Source organism: Flavobacterium sp. GW821-FHT11G01, from assembly GCF_058808175.1.
Window position 1 is genome coordinate 190063 of the sequence record NZ_JBXARK010000002.1, and the last position, 19191, is coordinate 209253.

Here is a 19191-nt window from a genome sequence, read left to right on the forward strand (position 1 = left end):
TTTAGTTGAGCTCATCTAATAAATCCTGATAAGTAATTTTTTTTGATGCTGGATTGGCAGTGTTATTAATCACTTTTACGCGAATCGCTCTTAATCCTGAAACACCCTGAAGATCTTCAACTTCGAACTGCTCGATAGCAGGTTCAAGTATTTTTTTGTGCTGTAGATATTTGATGTATTTCAAATATTCAGTCTCTTCATTGTTTTGAGAATAAACGATTGTGATTTTTTCTTTCTCAGTAATTCGGTCTTTAGTTCCTTTGATATTGGCTTTATCAATTCGTTTTTTTACAACTTCATATCTTGCATTGTAAGTTCCGTCAACATCAAAACGTTTTTCATCCATTCTAAAACGAATCGAAAGCGGCGCACTGAAAACCAAAATTAAAGAAGTCACATCTAATTCATACGGAAGCGATTCTTTAAGCTGATGATGCTCTAATTCCATTTCGCATAAAGTTTGTAATTGCCACAAACGCAAGTTGTGCAAATACATAATATCAAAAGGTTTTGTTGGCGAAATTGATGCCCCAATGTATAAATTATGTTCAACACCATCTGTTTTAAAACGCTCGTAATAATGAGGATAAATTTGTTGCGCTTCCAGTTGTTTTTTATCTAAGACAGAAGCAAGTTTTTTATTGATAATAGACATTGCATTATCAAATTTCTTTCTTTCCTGATAAAACAATCCTGTTTTTTCATCCAGATTTTCAAAGTACAGTTCCTCTAATTTCTCGTTTTTGGCATTGCCTTTGGTGTTTTTTAAAATTGGATGAATTTCGTCTTCAATATATCTCTGAATGTGTTGTTCGGTATCTGCTTTTAACGGAAAATCCAATTCATTTCGGAGCGATTCCAACTCAAATTTTCTTTGTTCCAAAAGAATCAGGTTTGAATTTGGTTTTTGGTTATCAAAAATTTCCAAAAGTGTATTAAGCTGACTTTTTAAATCTCTTTTTACGGTTTCATTTCGATGTTCAGATGAACCTTTAATATCAATTTGTCCATACAATGGATATACATTTTTAAAGACGATTTCTTTAAAAATATAATCCTTTGTATGATTGGTATTTTGGAAATAATTTTGAGATTCTTTTCTGAATTTCCAATAAACACTTGGGTGAATAGTGGTGTATTCGCGTTGAATGATCGCTTCGATCTGGTGCTGCATATCTGTATTATAACGATCGATCGTATCTGTTAAATACGGCAGAACCAATTCGAGTTTTGTTGCATTTACACTATTTAAATCTCTCGGATTTTCAGAAACTAATTCGACAACGCCCAATAAATGGCCTTCTTTTATAACTGGTGCAAAAACACAGCTTTGAATATTTTGTTTTAGCAAGTGCTCGCCCAATATTTTATTTGGAGATTCTTCTGTAAATTTCTTTACATTAGAAATTACAAAAGGTTCTTTTTTATCTAATAAATTTTCAAAAGAACATCCAAACAGCGCATTTTTGCAATCTACTTCCTGTTCTTGTGAAAGTAGAAAACTTGGCATTTGATTATCAAATTTAATGGGTCTGATGAATTTTTCTTCTTCAGGATTATAGATAATAAAACCAACTTGCAGATTCGGTAGTTTAAAGATCGATCTAAAAATATTTTCGATTATATCATTTGATGCAACTGTTTTAGTGTCTGGTTTTAACAAGTTGCTTTTTAAATTCGAAATAGCACTTTCTGTTGTAGCATCAAATAAGGAAACAATTCCAAAACCTTTTAAAGTCCAGCTTTTTGACGGAAACTTAGACTTCCATAATTCAATATCATTATAATTATCAATTAAAAGATCAATATCATCCTGAGAAAGTTCTACTGCTTTTTCATTGGGAGTAATTTCCATGAAATCAGCATTATATAAAATACGATAATGTTTTTCTACGCCTTCTTCATCTGGAATATCATAGAAAAAAGGTTTATTGAAATCTATCTTTTGTTTGTAATAACTGCTCAAAATCAAACAACAATTACTGATATAGAATTGATGATCATCAAAATCACGAATTTCCATATAAAATTCGTCCCCTGCATTTCTTAAAATTTTCTTGAAACGTTCGGTATAATTGAATGATAAATTTTGAAAAGGAATTGTGATTGCTTTTATTTCATTCTGAGTTAAAGCAGTAGGGAATAAATCAGCTACTAAGTTTTTGATTAGCGCTTCATTATTTTTGATCGTACTGTAATCCTTTATTCCAGTTCTAAATTCAGGATATTTTTCAACCTCTTTTAAAATAGCTTTGGCGTAATTAGATCTATAGTCAACATCTGATAAAGCAATTTGTTCAAAAGACTCAATTAATTTGTGAAAGGAAATTATCGTTTCGAAAGGGCTTTCGTTAAGTAAAAGACGTTCCATTTGTTTTTGTTTAGAATACAAAATTAAGCAAATATTAAGAATGTTTGTCATTTAATGATTTCTTTCGCCTATGGTACTATAGACGCAACGCCTTATAAATAGAGCGTTTAGAATAATTTAAATTATTTTAACTAAATATTAACATTAATAATAACGGAACGATCGTTCCGTTATTATATCTTTGTACCATAATATTTCAATAATCAATAATTTAAAACAATAAAAAAATGAAAAATTTAGAAAACAAAGTTGCAATTGTAACTGGAGGAAACAGCGGAATTGGGTATGCAGCAGCCGCCGAATTAATTGCAAAAGGAGCAAAAGTAATTGTAACAGGAAGAAACAAAGAAGCTTTAATAAAAGCCGAACAAGAATTGGGCGTAATCGGAATCGTTGCAGATCAATCAGATTTAAAATCAATTGATAATTTAGTTGATGAAGTTAAAGCAAAATTCGGAAAAGTTGATATCTTATTTTTAAATGCAGGAATTGCAGCTTTTGCTCCGGTAGATTTAGCTTCAGAAGAGCATTATGACAGTATTATGAATGTGAATGTAAAAGGGGTTTATTTTACCGTTCAAAAAGTATTGCCAATTTTAAACGATGGTGGATCTATTATTTTTAATACTTCAGTAAATGCTCAATTAGGAATGCCTGGTTCAAGTGTATATGGAGCAAGTAAAGCAGCAGTTTTATCTTTAAACAGAATATTTGCCGGAGAATTAGCACCAAGAAAAATTAGAGTAAATGCAGTTTCTCCTGGTCCAATTGAAACACCTTTGTATGGAAAAGTTGGTTTAGAAAAAGAAGAAGTAGAAGGTTTAGGTGCTGCGTTAGGACAAAAGATTTTATTAAAACGATTTGGACAAGCCTCTGAGGTTGCCAAAACAATTAGTTTCCTGGCTTCAGATGATGCTTCATTCATTACAGGAACAGAAATTGTTGTTGATGGAGGACTTACTGTAAACACAGTATTATAATTTTTTTACGAAAATTCAGGAATGATTGTTCCGTATTTTTTATATCTTTGTAAAATAATTCAATTTAAAAGTCATGGCAAGAACAAAAGAATTTAATGAAGAGCAAGCTTTAGACAAAGCAATTGAGATATTTTGGCACAAAGGGTATAACGGAACTTCGGCTCAGGATTTAGTTATATATTTAGGTTTAAGTCGCTCTAGTTTGTATGATACTTTTGGTGATAAACAAAAACTCTTTGCTCAATCCTTGCAACGTTATCAAAAAAATGCGCAGGATCAAATTGTAAAACTTTTTGATGAATCTGAGAACATAAAAGAAACTTTGCACGATATTTTCAAACAAGCTGTTCTAGAAAGCCTTGAAGACCGGATTACTAAAGGCTGCTTTATGGTAAACTCGTCTGTAGAACTTGCGATGCATGATGAAGAAATTGGAAAAATTGTAAAAAATAATAGCCAGGTTATGGAAGAAGTTTTTACAAATGCAGTTCAGAAAGGTCAGAATGCAGGACATATTTCTAAGAAGATAGATGCCAGAACTTTAGCTCGATTTATCTTTAATAATTATTCGGGAATTCGTGTTTTGGCCAGAACAGGTGAAAGAGACAAACAAGTTTACGACGATATTGTAAAAGCAATGTTTTCGGTATTATAATAGTAGAAAGCATTCAAAATAAAAAAGGCAGATCCATGGATCTGCCTTTTTTATTCCATAAATGAGAACCTATTTTGTTCTCATTATTACTTTTTCGATGACAGAAAATCGGTTACTTTCTCCCACTTTTGATTCAGTTTGTTTTTGAACAAAGTATTTATCAAGTTCGTAAGAAACAGCAGAAGAGTCCGAAAGCTCTTTTAAAATTCTTTCTTTTGGTATTTCAAAACGGCTTGTAATATTATTTTGATCATGCATATACATTAATACTCCATCAGTTGTGTTTAAAAAAATGGCTTCTTTTTTTAGCAGATTTACATAACTAATCCCAGGATTGTCGGTTTGATGTGGTTGCCATCCGCTGCTCAATTTATTTAGTTCTTTTTCTAATTTTGAAGGCTCTTTTAGAGCAATTAATTTCTCCAGGTCTTTAAATTCTATGTCCCGATTAGAAATATGTTTGTATTTTTTTATCGATTCGTCATCTACTATAACCCTGAAAATTTGTGGATTTTTAGGTAAATAAATAATATCAACATCAAGACCAACGCCTACTTTTGAATAAGCTTCTGCGGAGATATCCTCAGCTATAAGTTTATGTTCGACATTATCATCAGTAGTTAAAGTTAAGGCAAGTGTATGGTCTGTATAACTACTTCTGGAGGATTGTGTTGTCTCAGAAAAGCCGCTATCAATAGTTGCTTTCGCAATAATACCTTCTTTTCTAATTTTTTCTTCCAGACGTTTGCTGAAATTTATATTGATAAAAATAGATCCGAAAATAAAAACAGCAATCGGAATTAAAAAATTAGTCGCACTGTTTAAGTTTGGATCATCTGAATCAAAATAAAATAATTCACTGATCGAATCTGTTTTTGTAATTCCAAGAAAAACAAAAAATGCGATTAATAGCGAACTGATAACTCCAATTGACCAGCCTAAAGAATTGTAATCCGTTTCAGGGAACAAAAAGAAAGTTGAGACAAGAATTGTCAGAGCGACTAAATACCATTTTAGGGTTTTAATAATATTCATAATTTGGGGATTTAAGATGAGAAAATAAAATTTGAAGAACCACTACCTTTAATTAGAAATGAATGTTCAATATTATTAGAATCCAGAATTGTAACCTGAAAACTATAATCCTTATTATTATAGAAGCTAAAATTATCACTTTCAGTATTCTCCAGAATAAATTTTGTAGGTTTTGATTTTGTTCCGGCAGCTACTTCTAGAGGTAATTTTGTATTCCAGGGTATAGAATTGGTAACATTTTTAATGGATATAATCTTAAAAGCAGTACTACTGTTCGTGAGTTCAATCTGAATTACTTTATAGTCGCTATAGGTTTGTGCAATGTTTATTTTAGGCTGGAATTTTTTTTCTACTGAAGTCAATACATATAATCTATTTGATTTTAGAAGATTTTCGCCTTTGTAATTATATGTTTTAGAAGCATCATAATCTTTGTTTACAGCCTTTTTTAATGCTGTTTTTGATATTGAAATGGTGTCTAAGTTGTCTTTGTTAGCATTGTAACATTCTTCTAATTCTACTTGCGTTGAATTAAGAAAAAAGCCAGGAATCAGTGTAAATAAAATTCGATCAGAATATACTTTTTCTACTTTTAAATACATTTTAGATTCAGATGTATCTTCCTTGGTATCCTGGAGTGTAAAGAATTCGTTTACAGTAGGATTATCAATATAATTGTCCAATAACTGAACATTTTCATTGAAATATTTAATATCTTGTTTGTGATAATTATTTTCTTTTACCTGTTCAGCAAGGAAATAAATAAGAAATCCGAGGCAAATTAGAATTGGCCAGGTATAAGTGTACCAAGGGCTTCTAATTTTCTGCCTTTTTTTTATTTCGTAAATATAATGAGCAGGAAGCTCATATAGTTGTCCATCTTTTCTTACGGCCCATATTTTTCCTGTTCCAAAAAATGGAATCCAGTAAATATGAAAATAACTTTGCCGAATTTCTATATCGAAATGGTTATGTTGTTCCGTAGTAAAGCCAAATTCATGCGAATTAAGCTCTTTAATTTTAAAATTTCGTTGACCAAAAACTATTCTCATATTTGGGGAGGTATTGGTTTTATATAGGCTATCGTGTATTAATGTTAAAAATAAATTGTAAAATTATATTTGACGAATATAAAAATAAATGTATTATTAACAAGTAAATTTTTTATAAAGAGGAAAATCCAAATAAAAAAACGGCAATTACATATGTAATTGCCGTTTTCTGTTTTAGTAAGTAAGTAATAGAAAATGAATGACTTCTTAGCTTTTTTCTTCTTTATTGAAATATACTAAGTAGTAATACATTTGTTTTTCTTCATCCCAGCCTTTTTCAACAAATTTTTCTGCGCTTTCAGGGTTGATAAAATCCATTTTGATCTGAATGTGAGTATCCAGATTAATAACATTTTTAATCGATTTTCTGGCGTCAGAAACTGCTGCGTTGGCAATAGGGAATGAGGTTACATCTTCGATGCTGTATTTTTCTCCCTTATCAACTTTATAGTTTTTAAATTCAGGAATTAAGTCTGGATTGTCTAATACTTCATTCAGGAAATTTTGTTCTTCGAATTGATCATTTTTAGCGAAATAATTCACAGATCGGTTCATAAACATTACTTCCTCTTTCTTGTCTTCAGCTGGCAAAACAACATCTTTTGCGAAGTTTTGACAGAATTTTAAATATTTCTTTGTGATGAAATTTTCATCTTCAAAAGCATCAACAGATAAAAAGTGCTCTAACCAGTAACGCGCATCATAACGGTTACTATCAACGGTTAGAATTTTATATCCTTCTTCTTTTTTATAGTTGAAAATTAAACATCCTTTATCTAGTTTGCTCAGGTTAATACCTTGCTGTAAAATCATTTCAAGATTGCTGTCTTTTTCTTCAAATTGTAAAAAGTCGGCTTGTAACTCGCTTTTAAAAATTCCGATAGCATCAACAACATTGTTATCGATACTCAAATTGGTTAAGTAAGTCACGTAAACTTCTCCGTTTTTAATGTGCGGATGGTTCGACTGCTCAAATAAATGTGTAGTAATTTTTTTTGAGATCTCTTGCAAATTCCCCGGATTGGTGAAAATCTCAGTCGCATATTTAAACATGTCGTTGTAATCCAAATCGACTTCGTGCGCAAACTGATAGTAGTTTTCTTCTTTCTCTCTAAAAGGCTTAAAAAAGTACTCTTTTATCAAAGGCACGATTTCATCATTCAAATTAAAAGGCTGTTCCGATAAAAAAATCGCTTCGTTTCTGCTTTTGTTTCCTACGCGGTGTATCGCAAGCGTCTCGATGTGGGTGTTGAAAAGGTTGATCATATTTTTTAGGTTCAGAGTTGCAGAGGTTCAAAGGGACAAAGGTTATTTTCTATCTTTTATTTTTCTAATAAAAGCACTTAACATTCGCTCTATTTCTCTGCTTTCTCCATTTGTCTTATTAAATTGAATTTGATTAATATATTTTAGATTATATGAAATTTCAAGTTGTGTTTGTATTTCAAACAATGAAGAAATAGAGATGTTTAAAAATCGTAAATAATCACTATTTCCATCTCTTCCATAACCTTCCGCTATATTACTTGGTATTGATATTGCACTTCTTCTAATTTGTGAAGATAGTCCATAAATTTCTTCTTTCGGAAATGAATTTGTTAATTGGTAGATTTCAGTAACTAAGTTCATAGATTTTTGCCAGATCAAAAGGTCTCGAAAAGTTTTCATATTTTGTATTTAAAAAATTAAATACAAAAATAAAAATATTCCTACATTTTTAAATCAAAGATTTAAAGAAAAGCCTCTGAACCTTTGAGCCTCTGCAACTTTGTACCTTTCTCCTAATTCCAATTCTCCTCAAATCCATAATCTTCAAAGCTGTCATCGCCTTCGAACATATCAAGATCATCTTCGTCAAGATCATCTTCAAATTCGCCGTAGATATCATCGTGCATATCAGCTTCGAAAGTTTTTTCTGTGGCTTCATCCGGCATTTCTCCGTGAGAGAATAGTGTTTCAGGATAAATAGCTCCAACAGATTCTTCGTCAATAGCCGCTAATTCAACTAAGAAAGTCCACATACTGATGAAATCGTACACGTAGATGATTTTGGTATTTTCTTTATCTAAAATAGAAGATAGTGGATAATCGTTCATGGTTCTTTGTTCACCAGGAACGTCGCCAGTATCAAAAAGCGGAATTTCATCTTCCTGATTCCAAGTTTCATCGCAAGTATAAAATGAAGCAACTTCAGTTCCGTCAAAACCAAAAGCGTTGAAGATCGCATTGTGTAAATCTTCAAGAGTATCATCTTCAAGAATTGCAATGTCTCTAAAAATATCTTCTTCGGCGTCTAGAATTACTCTAAATTTATAAACCATAATCTTTGTTTTTATTGAGAGGTCAAAGGTAAAATATAAAAAACGAAATACGAATTCTGAATTACGATTTGTTGAAAAGATTTTTTATTTTGACAATTTACTTTCCAGTCTCAATAAATTGCAAAGCACGATCTAAAACCTCGTCTCTTCCTTCTTGAATCCCTTTAATTGTTTGTTTAATCTCAATATCTGGAACAATTCCAATACGTTGGGTTTCCTTTATATTTGGATAAAAAACACCATAACAGGTAAATGATGTTTGAAATCCTTTCATAACATGAAAACGAGCATTTGCACCATCAGCTCCTGCAGTTTGACTACCAATTATTGTTACATTAGGAGCTACTTTTAAACACATTGCTGTATATTCAGAATGACTAATCGATTTTTCATTTATTAAAAGAATTACTTTCCCTTTGTAATAATCCGGGTTAATTCTTCCACACGTTTCAATTCCATTTCTCCAAATATACCTGCCTGGAAAGCTTAAATCGGGGTCAATAAATTTAACAAATTCCTTAGGTTTTGGATTTAAGTATTCAGCTATTGCATAATTAGTGTTTTGGGGGTAATTTCTGATATCAAAAATAATAGCTTTGGTTGATTGTAAGGTTTCAATCATATCAGGAACATTTTTAATTTTTAAAATTCCCATATCAACATAACCTATGTTATTGTCTAAAACTTTAAACTTTTCTTTTTTAATTTTGGCACCTTTTTTATATTCATTTCTGTGAGAATCGTGTTCATTATACCAATTTATAGTTTTTGTTATATACTTTCCATCTTGAAGAAATTCTAACTTAACATTATCTGAATATCCAGATAATGCTGATTCCCTTAGTTTGTCTAGATAAATAGCTTCATTTGATGCAACAATTAAATCTCTATTTTCTGCAATAATTTCCTTTATCGTTTTGTTATTTACCTTAGTAATAACAGTACCTATTTTTATATTTTGAACTTCTGCTAGACTATCTGCCCGAATTTCTGTAACAACTATTTTTTCATCAATAATTTTACATTTGGCAGGAAAATAATTTAGGATTTTATTTGAATCTTGGCCTGAGTATCTATAAAACGTAACATGAGAGTCGTTAAGTTTAACAGTTAGTCGTTGCATTGCGTCGTAAAAATCGTCTTCATTTTTAGCTTCCATAAAAAGAGGAATCATTTTTTCTAAAGTGATATCCCATTTTTGATCCATTTGATATTTATATGGAAAAAAGTATTCTACGTAATTCCAATATCTAAAAAGCGTTAAAATGCGTAAATTTTTATCGGTCCATTTAAAATTTGGATATTTAATGTCATTGTTAAATTGTAGAATGTTATCAGATTCAGGATCATATTGCACATAATACTGTTTTCCTTGATATCTATTATCTTCAATAAAATTTAATTTCTTGGACAGGTCTTTAGAAAACACTTTAGAATCATCAATCCATTTTAGATTCAAATTTTTTGTAAAATATTCCACTTTTGGATCTACTTTATTGATTTTATAATTTTTAAGTTCTCCCAGTGAACCAATCCAGTTTTTTAGAACTAATGAAAATTCTTCTTGGGTTTGGGCTTTCTCAACTTGAGGTAAAATTAGGAATAGTTGCTCGTCCCAATTTTTACTTCCATCTGCAACATTAGGATGATAATATTTTAAAAAACCCCAAATTTTACAAGTAGCAACTAGTTTTTGAGTTTCGCTAAGTTTAGTGTTGGCAAATGTGGTCTGAGTAATAATTAAAAGAATGAGCAAGTACGTTTTTTTCATTTGGAGGCTTTTTGATAAAAGTAAGAATGCTTTTATCAAAAATAGAATTATAAATATAAAATAAAAATTCACTCACAAAAAAAAAACACCAAATTTCAATAATTAATTAGTGAAAATTGGTGCAATTCGTGTTAACTTTTTTAGTATTCTAAGATTATCCTTTAATAGCTTTTGTAATTCTCTTTCTAATTTTATGATAATGTTTATGATAAGTGCTATGACTCGGATAGGTTCTGCTTGAAGTCATATTGTTAAAAACTAAGGCAGTCAGAAATAAAATTAAACAACCAACCAGAACAGGTGAAAACACATACATATATCCTAAAGCTTTTATTTTATCAGAACCAATAACGGCGATAAGTGCTGTTGCGCCTCCTGGCGGATGGAGCGTTTTAGTAATCTGCATAAAAATAATAGCAAATGAAACGGCTAAAGGCGCCGCAATCCAAATAACATCAGGAGCCAATTTATGAACTGTAACACCAATAAATGCAGAAATGACATGACCTCCGATTAAATTTCGAGGCTGAGAAAACGGACTCTGAATGATTCCGTAAACCAAAACACTCGAAGCTCCGAAAGAACCAATTAGATAAACAGCATCATTGCCCGTAAAATGTATCGACTGAATATAAGCCAGAATTCCAATGCCGACAAAAGATCCTAAAAACGACCAAAAGTGCTCTTTATAATCAACTAAAGTTTCTTTGTAAAGAATGTAACGTGTTTTGCGATATCCTCTTTTTATTTTTTGAACAGGCATAAGTAACTAATATTCGTTGTGGTATTTTTTGCTACAGATTAAAATGATTTAGAATGATGAATCTAAGAAAATTTGGGATGTTTTTATTTAGATAAACTGGGAACATAGGTATAAACCGTGTGCGGATAAATCATTTTCGCCGTGTATTTCGAAATTAGACAAACTACTAAAATCGGTAAAAACAAAGTGTAATCGTTCGTCAAGCCGCAAACTAAAAATATTGCCGTAAACGGTGCATGAATGCTCGCGCTTAGAACAGCTGCCATACCGATAATCATAAAATTCACCGGAATTACATTTACATGGAAAAAGGTATTTAAGATTGAAGCCAATAATAATCCTAAAAAAGCTCCAATAAATAAGCTGGGAGCAAATACGCCACCATCACCTCCGGAAGCCAATGTAATTGAGGTTACAATTGGTTTTAAAAGTAAAATTCCAATAAAGGTAAAAGCTAAGGTAAGTGTCATTATTTGATTTGGAGCAATGAGACTTGTTTTAATGGCATGATATCCTTCTCCATATAATTGCGGAAAAATAAATAGCGAAATACTTAATACTGCTGATCCTAAAATAATTTTATAATAATGAGTGTCGATTTTTCCAAATTGAGATTTAAAAAACAATACACATCTTGTTAAGTAAACCGAGTTCATTCCGCCCAAAATTCCTAAAAGAATAAAATATGGAATTGCTTTTAAATGCCAGGTTGTAATCGAAACAGCAAATAATGGTTCTTCTTTTAAAATAGTAAGTAATCCAAAAGCTACTGAAACGGCGATAACATTTGAAATGATAAAAGCACGTGTCACTTTTCGTGAAATAACTTCTAAAGCAAATAAAATTCCGGCAATCGGACTACTGAATAAAGCTGTAACTCCGGCCGCAACACCCGCACAGATTAATTCGGTTTTGTATTGGCGAAAAACATTTTCTTTTTGTTGGGCTACAGATCCAATTGTGGCCGTGGCAACAACTGTAGAAACTTCGATTCCGGTTGATCCTCCAAAAATAACGGTTAACAATCCGTTTATAAAATGAGACGGGATTTTATAAGAAGGAAGGTTTTTTGAGGTTGATTGGGTACTTTCGAAAACTTCTTTGATTCCCTTGTTTTCTTTCTTTTTGAAAAGATATTGTCTGAGAAAATAAATTACAGATAATCCGAAAACAGGAAAAATGATGTAAAAAATCGGATTTACAGAGACTTCATGAAAGAAGATTTCTTCGTAATATTCAGTGATTTTTTTAAGTGAAATTCCGAGGAAGGCTGAAAGAAAGCCAATTAAAATAGAAACAATAACTAATTTTCGGAATTTAATAAATTGATGATTTTTTTTGATTTGCGCCGTTTTATTCATCAGAAGTAAATTTGTAAACCGCAATATTTTTATGCGGATTACAAAATTAGAGATCAAAATCGGTTTTTACTAAAAAATACTCAGTATAATATGTTAAAATTAAGAATATAGGAAAAATCTTTCAGTGTGTTTTTCGTTGAATATCGCTTATAGGTACAAAGTTACAAAGTTACAAAGTGGCAAAGTTTTTTCTTTGTCCCTATGAACCTCTGAGCCTTTGAACCTTCAAAAAATGTTATCTCTCATAAAACTCAATCGGCAATTCATCCGGATCAGCAATGAAAGTAAAACGTTTTTCAGTCGTTTCATCAATTCTGATCGGTTCTGATTCAATGTTTTTTGTATTCAAAAAAGCAATGGTTTCTTCTAAATTAATGACTTCAAAAGCCAAGTGTCTTAAGCCAACAGCTTCTGGTCGTGACGGACGTTTTGGTGGATTTGGAAAAGAAAACAATTCGACGATATAAGTGCCATTCAGGGCTAAATCGAGTTTGTAAGATTGACGTTCTTCACGATAAATTTCTCTAATAATTATTAATCCTAAAACTTCAGTATAAAAAGTTTTAGATTTTTGATAATCCGAGCATAAAATGGCAATGTGATGAACTTTGTTTAAGGTAAGCATTATGTATTCTGTTGAAGTTCTTGATTTAATTTTCTAATTATTTTTGCCGGATTTCCAACGGCTAATGAGTTGTCTGGAATATCTTTTGTAACGACAGATCCGGCGCCAATAACACAGCCTTTCCCGATGTTTACGCCTGGGCAAATTACCGAATTTCCGCCAATCCAGCAATCGTCTCCAATTGAAATGGGCAAAGCATTTTCTAATGATTTTCGTAATTCTGCGTCAAGCGGATGTGATGCTGTATAGATTTGAACATTTGGTGCAATAAAAACGTTGGATCCAATATTTACCGGAGCGCAATCTAAAACAACGCAATTAACATTGAAATAAACGTTTTCTCCACAAGTAATATTGTAACCATAATCACAGTGGAAAGGAGGCTCAATATAAAAACCTGGACCTGTATTTGGAATTAATTCTTTTAAAATTTCTTTGGCTCTTTTGGTCACTCTATATTCTTTGACATTCAAACTGTGCAAAAGATTTTTTGCTGTTCGGCGGCCTTTTACTAATTCAGGATCAAAAGCATTGTAGTATTCGCCAGAGATCATTTTTTCTTTTTCTGTTTTCATATCAAGCATTACATTTTCTTCTTCGAAATTTTCTCATGAATTTTTACAGTTTCCTGCAGCGCAGCAGTGGCGTACCAAGGCGTTAATTCGGCTTCGAGCAATTTTGCCTGAATTGCCGGATCCGTTGCAACAAGTGCTTCTGCTTCCTGAACAGTTTCAACATTAAAAATATAAATACCTCTGTAATTCCGATCATTTTTCATAAATGGTCCGGCAACAACTAATTTTCCTTCCTTGGCTAATTTGTTGATATTAGCCATATGACCTTCAAATAATTTCTTTGTTTCTTCTTTTGAAGCCGTGGTATTGGTGCCAGATTTTAAAAGACAGAAAACATATTTCTTCATTCCATATTCATCGGCATGTAATGATTTTGCCAGATTTTCATCGAATTTTGGTTCTGCTTCCTGCGAAAATCCAATTACATTTAGAAATAAAAATCCTAGTAATAATATTGATTTTTTCATAGCTAAATCTTTTTAAACCAATTTCTTCAAAATAACAATTTGACCCAAATGATAAACGTCATGCTGAATAATACCATGAATATCTTCATAAAAATTATGATTGTTATTAGGATCTATTTTATCAAAATCAGCATCATTGAAATCATTAAAAAAGGCAGTCCATAGTTCTTGAGATTTTGCGAGACTTTGCAAAGATTGCTCCCACGCAGCCTCAGACGAATCTAAAACAGGTACAAAATAATTATGACTCGGAGTTGTAATGATTTCTCCCTGAACTCTTTTTAAAATATTTCTTCTCCATTGTATAAGATGATTGACAATCTCCCAAATTGTATTTAAATTCGGGTTCGCTTTTTTATAAGCCTGTTCTGCAGTTACATTGCTTAAAGTATCTGCTAAAGTTACTTCCAGCCATGGATTTCCATTATAAATGGATTGATATAAATTCGAAACTCTTCTACTTTCTGACATAATTGATAGTTTTTAAAACACATTAGCTAAGATACAAATAAGTATTTTACAACTCATCCCCGAAATTCTACAATTGGGTTATTTTATATTTTTTAACAAGAAATGTTAAAATACATTTGCTTCATCAAAAACCAATACGATGAAAACCAAACTATTTTTTACGATTGCCTTTTTATTTTTTACCGCATTTATTTTCGCTCAAAATACCATTTCCGGAAAAGTGGTTGACGAAAAAGGAAAACCAGTTCCGGGCGCCAATATTTATATAGAAGGAACTTACGATGGTGCTACAAGTTCTGAAACGGGTGAGTTTTCTTTTGAAACAACTGCAACCGGAAATCAATTTTTAGTAGTGAGTTTTTTAATTTATGATACCTTCAAAAAAGAAATTGATGTTACCAATTTTAAAGATCAAACCGTAAAATTAAGAGAAAATGTAAATGCACTTGATGCGGTTGTAATCACTGCCGGAACCTTAGAATCTGGTGATAAAGCCAGAGTTTCTGTTTTGAAACCTTTAGATATTGTAACTACCGCAGGATCTGCCGGAAATATTATTGCGGCTTTACAAACTTTGCCAGGAACGCAAACTGTTGGAGAAGACGGGCGTTTGTTTGTCCGTGGGGGAGAAGCCAGTGAAACACAAACTTTTGTGGACGGAATTCGTGTCGCACAACCATACGGAGCAACAACCAATAATTTACCAACAAGAGGAAGATTTTCTCCATTTTTATTCAGCGGAATTGCTTTTTCAACTGGTGGGTATTCAGCTGAATATGGCGAAGCTTTGTCAAGTGTTTTATTGTTGAATACACAAGATGAACCAGATATGAACAAAACCGATATTGCTTTAATGACTGTGGGTTTAGGTTTGGGAAATACTCAAAAATGGGAAAAAAGTTCTTTGAGTGTCAATACAGCTTATATTAATTTGGCTCCTTATCAGGCTGTGATTCCTCAAAACGTAGATTGGAATAATCCGTATCAGTCTTTATCTGGTGAAACGGTTTATCGTTATCATTTTACGAACGGAATTTTTAAATTATATGCTGCTTTTGATTCGGAGAAATTCGATTTGAATCAGAAAAATATAAACTTCGAAGATAAAATCAGAACCGATTTAAACAATAATAATTTCTATTTGAATGCTTCTTACAAAGGAACTTTTGGAACAGGCTGGCAATTAACCTCTGGAATTAGTTACGGCTACAACAACAATAAAGTGAAATATGATATTAATGATGTTGATAGCAATGAAAATGCTGCTCAGCTGAAATTAAAATTGAGAAAAAATGTTTCTGATCATTTTAAATTGTCTTTTGGTGCCGATTATTTCATCACCAAATTCAATGAAAATTTTGACGATAATACTTCAATTCAGGTTGCAAATGGTTACAATTCGAATATTGCCGCTTTTTATACCGAAGGAGATATATTATTCTCTAAAAATCTGGCAGCAAAAGTAGGTTTCAGACTTTCGAATAATAGTTTGTTAAACGAAACAAATATTGCACCAAGATCTTCAATTGCTTATAAAGTTTCAAAAAATAGTCAATTTTCATTTGCTTACGGAGATTTCTCTCAAACACCAGTTGTTGATTATATTAAATTTTCAAAATACCATCAATTCGAAAGTGAAAAAGCAAGGCATTATATCTTAAACTATCAATTTACAAAACCAGGACAGACTTTTAGAGCTGAGGCTTATTATAAAGATTACAGTAATTTAGTTCAATATGACACCAGGGATATCGCTTATAATTCGGTTTTCAATAACAACGGTTCCGGATATGCAAAAGGCTTGGATATATTCTGGAGAGACAGCAATTTGTATAAAAACTTAGAATATTGGATTTCGTATTCTTATATCGATTCTGAAAGACAATACAAGAATTTCCCAACAATGGCGACACCAAGTTTTATTGCGAATCACAGTTTATCAATAGTAACCAAATATTTCATTACCGATTGGAAATCACAAATTGGTTTTACCAACAGTTACAGTTCAGGAAGACCATATAATGATCCAAACCAAACGCAGTTTATGAACGGAAAAACAAAATCATATAACAGTTTGAGTTTTAACTGGGCATATTTATTGACAACACAAAAAATCTTGTATTTCTCTGTTTCAAATGTATTAGGAAGTCAAAATGTTTTTGGATACGATTATGCAAAACTTCCAGATGCAAACGGAGTATATCAAAGACAAGCAGTAGTACCAACCGCAGATCGTTTTTTCTTCGTAGGCTTCTTCTGGACCATCAGTAAGAATAAAAATGAAAATCAGTTAAAAAACTTGTAGTTTTTTAGGTTCAAAGTTGCAAAGGTTCAAAGGTTCAGAGGTTTTCTTTTGATAGTTAAAATTTAAACATAAAAATCTTTGTCACTTTGTTCCTCTGAACCTAAAAAGAAAAACCTTTGAACCTTTGAACCTTTGCAACTCTGAACCTTTGTCCCTCAAAAAAAAAAAAACAATTCAGTCACCAAATTCAACAACTCAGTATCATTTAATTTTAAAACAGTAAAATCCAACATACTTTTGAAGTATAAATTAAAAGGAACATAGAAACAAAGTGACAAAGGTTCAAAGTTTTATAAATAATAATAAGAAAATCAAACCTTTGAACCTTTGCAACTCTGAACCTTTGAACCTAAAAAAAAGAGTTTTAATCATCAACAAAAAAACTTAGAACCTCAGTAAATTAGAATCTTAGAACCTTAAAAAAAAGAAATCATGACCAAAATTATTACAATTACCACGTTATTTATTTGCAGTTTATTATCTGCACAAACACAATTTGAACAAGGAATGGGAAAAGCTTTTGGGCTTTGGAAAGAAGGAAAAAATGCTGAAGCTTCGGCAATGTTTGAAAGAATTGCAGCAGCAGAAGAAACAAGTTATTTGCCAGATTATTATGTAGCTTTAATCAACACTACAGCGGCATTTTCAGAAAAAGATAAAACTAAAATCGATTTATTATTGACAAAAGCACAAGACGCTTTAGATGTCGAATTGATTAAAGATCAAAACAATGCAGAATTATATGCAATGCAGGCTTTGATTTATACTGCCTGGGTAGTTGCAGATCCAATGACAAACAGTATGAAATATTCATCTAAAGTTATGGAAGCTTACGCAAAAGGAAAAGCGATAGATCCTAATAACCCAAGAATTGTTTTTGGTGAAGCAGATTATCAGTTAGGAGGCGCAAAATGGACAGGTGTTGACACAAAACCCCTTTGTGCACAGGTTGATAAAGCTATCGAACTTTTTGCTACTTTTAAACCAGAAACGCCTTTTTCTCCAAAATGGGGATTGGAAAGAGCATTGGAAGCACAAAAGAATTGCAAAAAATAAAAACTAATTTAAGCTGATTATAATGAAAGAACATAGAAATACATTTTCAAATTTAAAAAGCGGAACAATTGTATGTTTAAAGATTTCTATGGTTTTTACGGTAATTTTCTGCGCTTTTTTAGGTGCTGATCTTACGGTCGAAAATGTATTAATAACGTTCTTTTTAAGCTGCCTTTATTCTTTTGGACTAGGTTTCGGAAACGGTTTCATCAACGTTCTTTTAGATAAAAAATGGGATTGGCTGGAGCAAACGAATTTAAGAGTCTATTTTGGAATTTTATTTACCGTTTTATATACAGTTCCGGCAGTTTTAGCAGTTAATTATATTGTTTTTGTAGTAATACAAGATATGCCTGTTACTAATTTTTTTAGTGAAAGAATGATTTGGGTAAATCTTTTTTACATCATTTTATCTCTTGGGGTCTCAACTTTCATGCAGGCCAGAAGTTTTATGGTAAAATGGAAACAGGCATCAAAATTTGAAATAACACAACAAAAGATTATCGCGGGAACGGCAAACGCCAAATTCGAAAGTTTAAAGAATCAAATCGATCCGCATTTTCTTTTTAATAGTCTAAATGTATTAAGTTCTTTGATTGAAGAAAATCCGGATAATGCACAACGATTCACTACTTCTTTGTCTAAAATCTATCGTTACGTTTTAGAGCAAAAAGACAAAGAATTAGTTTCAGTTGAAGATGAATTGTCATTCGCTAAAACCTACATGAACCTGCTGAAAATGCGTTTCGAAAATAGTTTGTTTTATGAATTGCCAACGACAGCAATTAATCCGGATGCTAAAGTTGTTCCGTTGTCTTTACAGCTTTTGCTGGAGAATACAGTAAAACATAATGTGGTAAGCGAACAAAAACCATTGCATATCCGAATTTTTATTGATGGAGATTATTTAGCAATTCAAAATGATTTTCAGAAAAAGGAAGTGTTGCAGGACAGACAGGGAGTTGGACTGCAAAATATCGTAAACCGATACGGTATTGTAACCAACAGAAAAGTATTGATCGAACAAAATGAAGAAACATTCACGGTTAAGATTCCGATTTTAACAAAACAAATAACAGTTATGGAAACAAATGCAGACTATAGCGATGAAAATAAAGCTTATTTCAGAGCTAAAAAAAGAGTAGAAGAATTGAAAGGATTTTACGGAAATATAATTTCGTATTGCTGTGTAATTCCGTTTTTAATTTTTATAAATTTGAGGTATTCTCCTGGATTTCAATGGTTTTGGTTTTCGGCTTTAGGCTGGGGATTTGGAGTTGTAATGCATGCTTTTAAAGTTTTTGGATACAGCTCAGATTGGGAAGAACGAAAAATCAGAGAGATTCTGGAAAAAGATAATAATAAACAAACCTGGAAATAATC

At 31.7% G+C, this 19191-nt stretch carries 18 protein-coding genes; 5 read left to right on the forward strand and 13 right to left on the reverse strand.

The features are described 5' to 3' along the window. Position 1: 1 nt before the first annotated feature. Positions 2-2371: a GAF domain-containing protein gene (locus AC1RRN_RS04600; RefSeq protein WP_492966174.1), complete on the reverse strand. Its 2370-nt coding sequence runs from the start codon at positions 2369-2371 to the stop codon at positions 2-4. Between the two features lie 227 nt (positions 2372-2598). Here AC1RRN_RS04600 and AC1RRN_RS04605 point away from each other — a divergent pair, with 227 nt between their 5' ends. Both AC1RRN_RS04605 and AC1RRN_RS04610 read left to right on the forward strand, forming a co-directional pair. Next, entirely contained in the window at positions 2599-3351 is a 753-nt protein-coding gene (locus tag AC1RRN_RS04605; RefSeq protein WP_492966175.1) for a glucose 1-dehydrogenase, read from the forward strand. 73 nt (positions 3352-3424) lie between these two features. After that, positions 3425-4006: a TetR/AcrR family transcriptional regulator gene (locus tag AC1RRN_RS04610; RefSeq protein WP_492966176.1), complete on the forward strand. Its 582-nt coding sequence runs from the start codon at positions 3425-3427 to the stop codon at positions 4004-4006. Between the two features lie 69 nt (positions 4007-4075). Here the strand turns inward: AC1RRN_RS04610 and AC1RRN_RS04615 are convergent, their stop codons facing one another. From AC1RRN_RS04615 to AC1RRN_RS04670, 12 genes are all read right to left on the reverse strand, one after another. Next, positions 4076-5041 (reverse strand): hypothetical protein, encoded by a 966-nt coding sequence (locus tag AC1RRN_RS04615; RefSeq protein ID WP_492966177.1) that lies wholly within the window; start codon positions 5039-5041, stop codon positions 4076-4078. An 11-nt stretch (positions 5042-5052) separates the two neighbouring features. After that, the gene (locus AC1RRN_RS04620) at positions 5053-6093 is read right to left on the reverse strand and encodes a hypothetical protein (protein WP_492966178.1); all 1041 of its coding nucleotides are present in this window, start codon (positions 6091-6093) and stop codon (positions 5053-5055) included. Between the two features lie 207 nt (positions 6094-6300). Next, positions 6301-7359 carry a nucleoid-associated protein gene (locus AC1RRN_RS04625; protein WP_026984812.1) on the reverse strand — a complete coding sequence of 353 codons (1059 nt, stop codon included), beginning with the start codon at positions 7357-7359 and terminating at the stop codon, positions 6301-6303. Between the two features lie 42 nt (positions 7360-7401). Beyond that, positions 7402-7761 carry a four helix bundle protein gene (locus tag AC1RRN_RS04630; RefSeq protein ID WP_492966179.1) on the reverse strand — a complete coding sequence of 120 codons (360 nt, stop codon included), beginning with the start codon at positions 7759-7761 and terminating at the stop codon, positions 7402-7404. A 113-nt stretch (positions 7762-7874) separates the two neighbouring features. After that, complete coding sequence (locus AC1RRN_RS04635) at positions 7875-8414, reverse strand: IS1096 element passenger TnpR family protein (RefSeq protein WP_072972949.1); 540 nt, start codon at positions 8412-8414, stop codon at positions 7875-7877. A 97-nt stretch (positions 8415-8511) separates the two neighbouring features. Next, positions 8512-10185 (reverse strand): S41 family peptidase, encoded by a 1674-nt coding sequence (locus AC1RRN_RS04640; RefSeq protein ID WP_492966180.1) that lies wholly within the window; start codon positions 10183-10185, stop codon positions 8512-8514. 154 nt (positions 10186-10339) lie between these two features. After that, positions 10340-10948: an HPP family protein gene (locus AC1RRN_RS04645; RefSeq protein WP_492966181.1), complete on the reverse strand. Its 609-nt coding sequence runs from the start codon at positions 10946-10948 to the stop codon at positions 10340-10342. Positions 10949-11031: 83 nt separating this feature from the next. After that, positions 11032-12309 (reverse strand): chloride channel protein, encoded by a 1278-nt coding sequence (locus AC1RRN_RS04650; RefSeq protein WP_492966182.1) that lies wholly within the window; start codon positions 12307-12309, stop codon positions 11032-11034. A 235-nt stretch (positions 12310-12544) separates the two neighbouring features. After that, complete coding sequence (gene gloA2, locus AC1RRN_RS04655) at positions 12545-12934, reverse strand: SMU1112c/YaeR family gloxylase I-like metalloprotein (protein ID WP_492966183.1); 390 nt, start codon at positions 12932-12934, stop codon at positions 12545-12547. Next, entirely contained in the window at positions 12934-13509 is a 576-nt protein-coding gene (locus tag AC1RRN_RS04660) for a sugar O-acetyltransferase (protein WP_492966184.1), read from the reverse strand. Before AC1RRN_RS04660 ends, gloA2 begins: the two co-directional genes overlap by 1 nt. A gap of 8 nt (positions 13510-13517) precedes the next feature. Beyond that, positions 13518-13976, reverse strand: a complete 459-nt coding sequence (locus tag AC1RRN_RS04665; RefSeq protein ID WP_492966185.1) for a YciI family protein — start codon at positions 13974-13976, stop codon at positions 13518-13520. A 12-nt stretch (positions 13977-13988) separates the two neighbouring features. After that, positions 13989-14447 carry a DinB family protein gene (locus AC1RRN_RS04670; protein ID WP_492966186.1) on the reverse strand — a complete coding sequence of 153 codons (459 nt, stop codon included), beginning with the start codon at positions 14445-14447 and terminating at the stop codon, positions 13989-13991. A 139-nt stretch (positions 14448-14586) separates the two neighbouring features. Between AC1RRN_RS04670 and AC1RRN_RS04675 the strand changes: the two genes are divergently transcribed. The 3 genes from AC1RRN_RS04675 (at position 14587) to AC1RRN_RS04685 (ending at position 19189) form a co-directional block, all read left to right on the forward strand. Then, positions 14587-16752 (forward strand): TonB-dependent receptor, encoded by a 2166-nt coding sequence (locus AC1RRN_RS04675; RefSeq protein WP_492966187.1) that lies wholly within the window; start codon positions 14587-14589, stop codon positions 16750-16752. Between the two features lie 432 nt (positions 16753-17184). After that, complete coding sequence (locus AC1RRN_RS04680; RefSeq protein ID WP_492966188.1) at positions 17185-17808, forward strand: hypothetical protein; 624 nt, start codon at positions 17185-17187, stop codon at positions 17806-17808. 22 nt (positions 17809-17830) lie between these two features. Then, positions 17831-19189, forward strand: coding sequence for a 2TM domain-containing protein (locus tag AC1RRN_RS04685; protein WP_492966189.1), 1359 nt, complete (start codon positions 17831-17833; stop codon positions 19187-19189). Positions 19190-19191: the final 2 nt, after the last annotated feature.

Excerpts from the sequence above, each read along its gene's own strand:
- AC1RRN_RS04600 (WP_492966174.1), bottom strand. The coding sequence starts at position 2,371 with ATGGAACGTCTTTTACTTAACGAAAGCCCTTTCGAAACGATAATTTCC.
- AC1RRN_RS04605 (WP_492966175.1), top strand. The coding sequence starts at position 2,599 with ATGAAAAATTTAGAAAACAAAGTTGCAATTGTAACTGGAGGAAACAGC.
- AC1RRN_RS04610 (WP_492966176.1), top strand. The coding sequence starts at position 3,425 with ATGGCAAGAACAAAAGAATTTAATGAAGAGCAAGCTTTAGACAAAGCA.
- AC1RRN_RS04615 (WP_492966177.1), bottom strand. The coding sequence starts at position 5,041 with ATGAATATTATTAAAACCCTAAAATGGTATTTAGTCGCTCTGACAATT.
- AC1RRN_RS04620 (WP_492966178.1), bottom strand. The coding sequence starts at position 6,093 with ATGAGAATAGTTTTTGGTCAACGAAATTTTAAAATTAAAGAGCTTAAT.
- AC1RRN_RS04625 (WP_026984812.1), bottom strand. The coding sequence starts at position 7,359 with ATGATCAACCTTTTCAACACCCACATCGAGACGCTTGCGATACACCGC.
- AC1RRN_RS04630 (WP_492966179.1), bottom strand. The coding sequence starts at position 7,761 with ATGAAAACTTTTCGAGACCTTTTGATCTGGCAAAAATCTATGAACTTA.
- AC1RRN_RS04635 (WP_072972949.1), bottom strand. The coding sequence starts at position 8,414 with ATGGTTTATAAATTTAGAGTAATTCTAGACGCCGAAGAAGATATTTTT.
- AC1RRN_RS04640 (WP_492966180.1), bottom strand. The coding sequence starts at position 10,185 with ATGAAAAAAACGTACTTGCTCATTCTTTTAATTATTACTCAGACCACA.
- AC1RRN_RS04645 (WP_492966181.1), bottom strand. The coding sequence starts at position 10,948 with ATGCCTGTTCAAAAAATAAAAAGAGGATATCGCAAAACACGTTACATT.
- AC1RRN_RS04650 (WP_492966182.1), bottom strand. The coding sequence starts at position 12,309 with ATGAATAAAACGGCGCAAATCAAAAAAAATCATCAATTTATTAAATTC.
- gloA2 (WP_492966183.1), bottom strand. The coding sequence starts at position 12,934 with ATGCTTACCTTAAACAAAGTTCATCACATTGCCATTTTATGCTCGGAT.
- AC1RRN_RS04660 (WP_492966184.1), bottom strand. The coding sequence starts at position 13,509 with ATGAAAACAGAAAAAGAAAAAATGATCTCTGGCGAATACTACAATGCT.
- AC1RRN_RS04665 (WP_492966185.1), bottom strand. The coding sequence starts at position 13,976 with ATGAAAAAATCAATATTATTACTAGGATTTTTATTTCTAAATGTAATT.
- AC1RRN_RS04670 (WP_492966186.1), bottom strand. The coding sequence starts at position 14,447 with ATGTCAGAAAGTAGAAGAGTTTCGAATTTATATCAATCCATTTATAAT.
- AC1RRN_RS04675 (WP_492966187.1), top strand. The coding sequence starts at position 14,587 with ATGAAAACCAAACTATTTTTTACGATTGCCTTTTTATTTTTTACCGCA.
- AC1RRN_RS04680 (WP_492966188.1), top strand. The coding sequence starts at position 17,185 with ATGACCAAAATTATTACAATTACCACGTTATTTATTTGCAGTTTATTA.
- AC1RRN_RS04685 (WP_492966189.1), top strand. The coding sequence starts at position 17,831 with ATGAAAGAACATAGAAATACATTTTCAAATTTAAAAAGCGGAACAATT.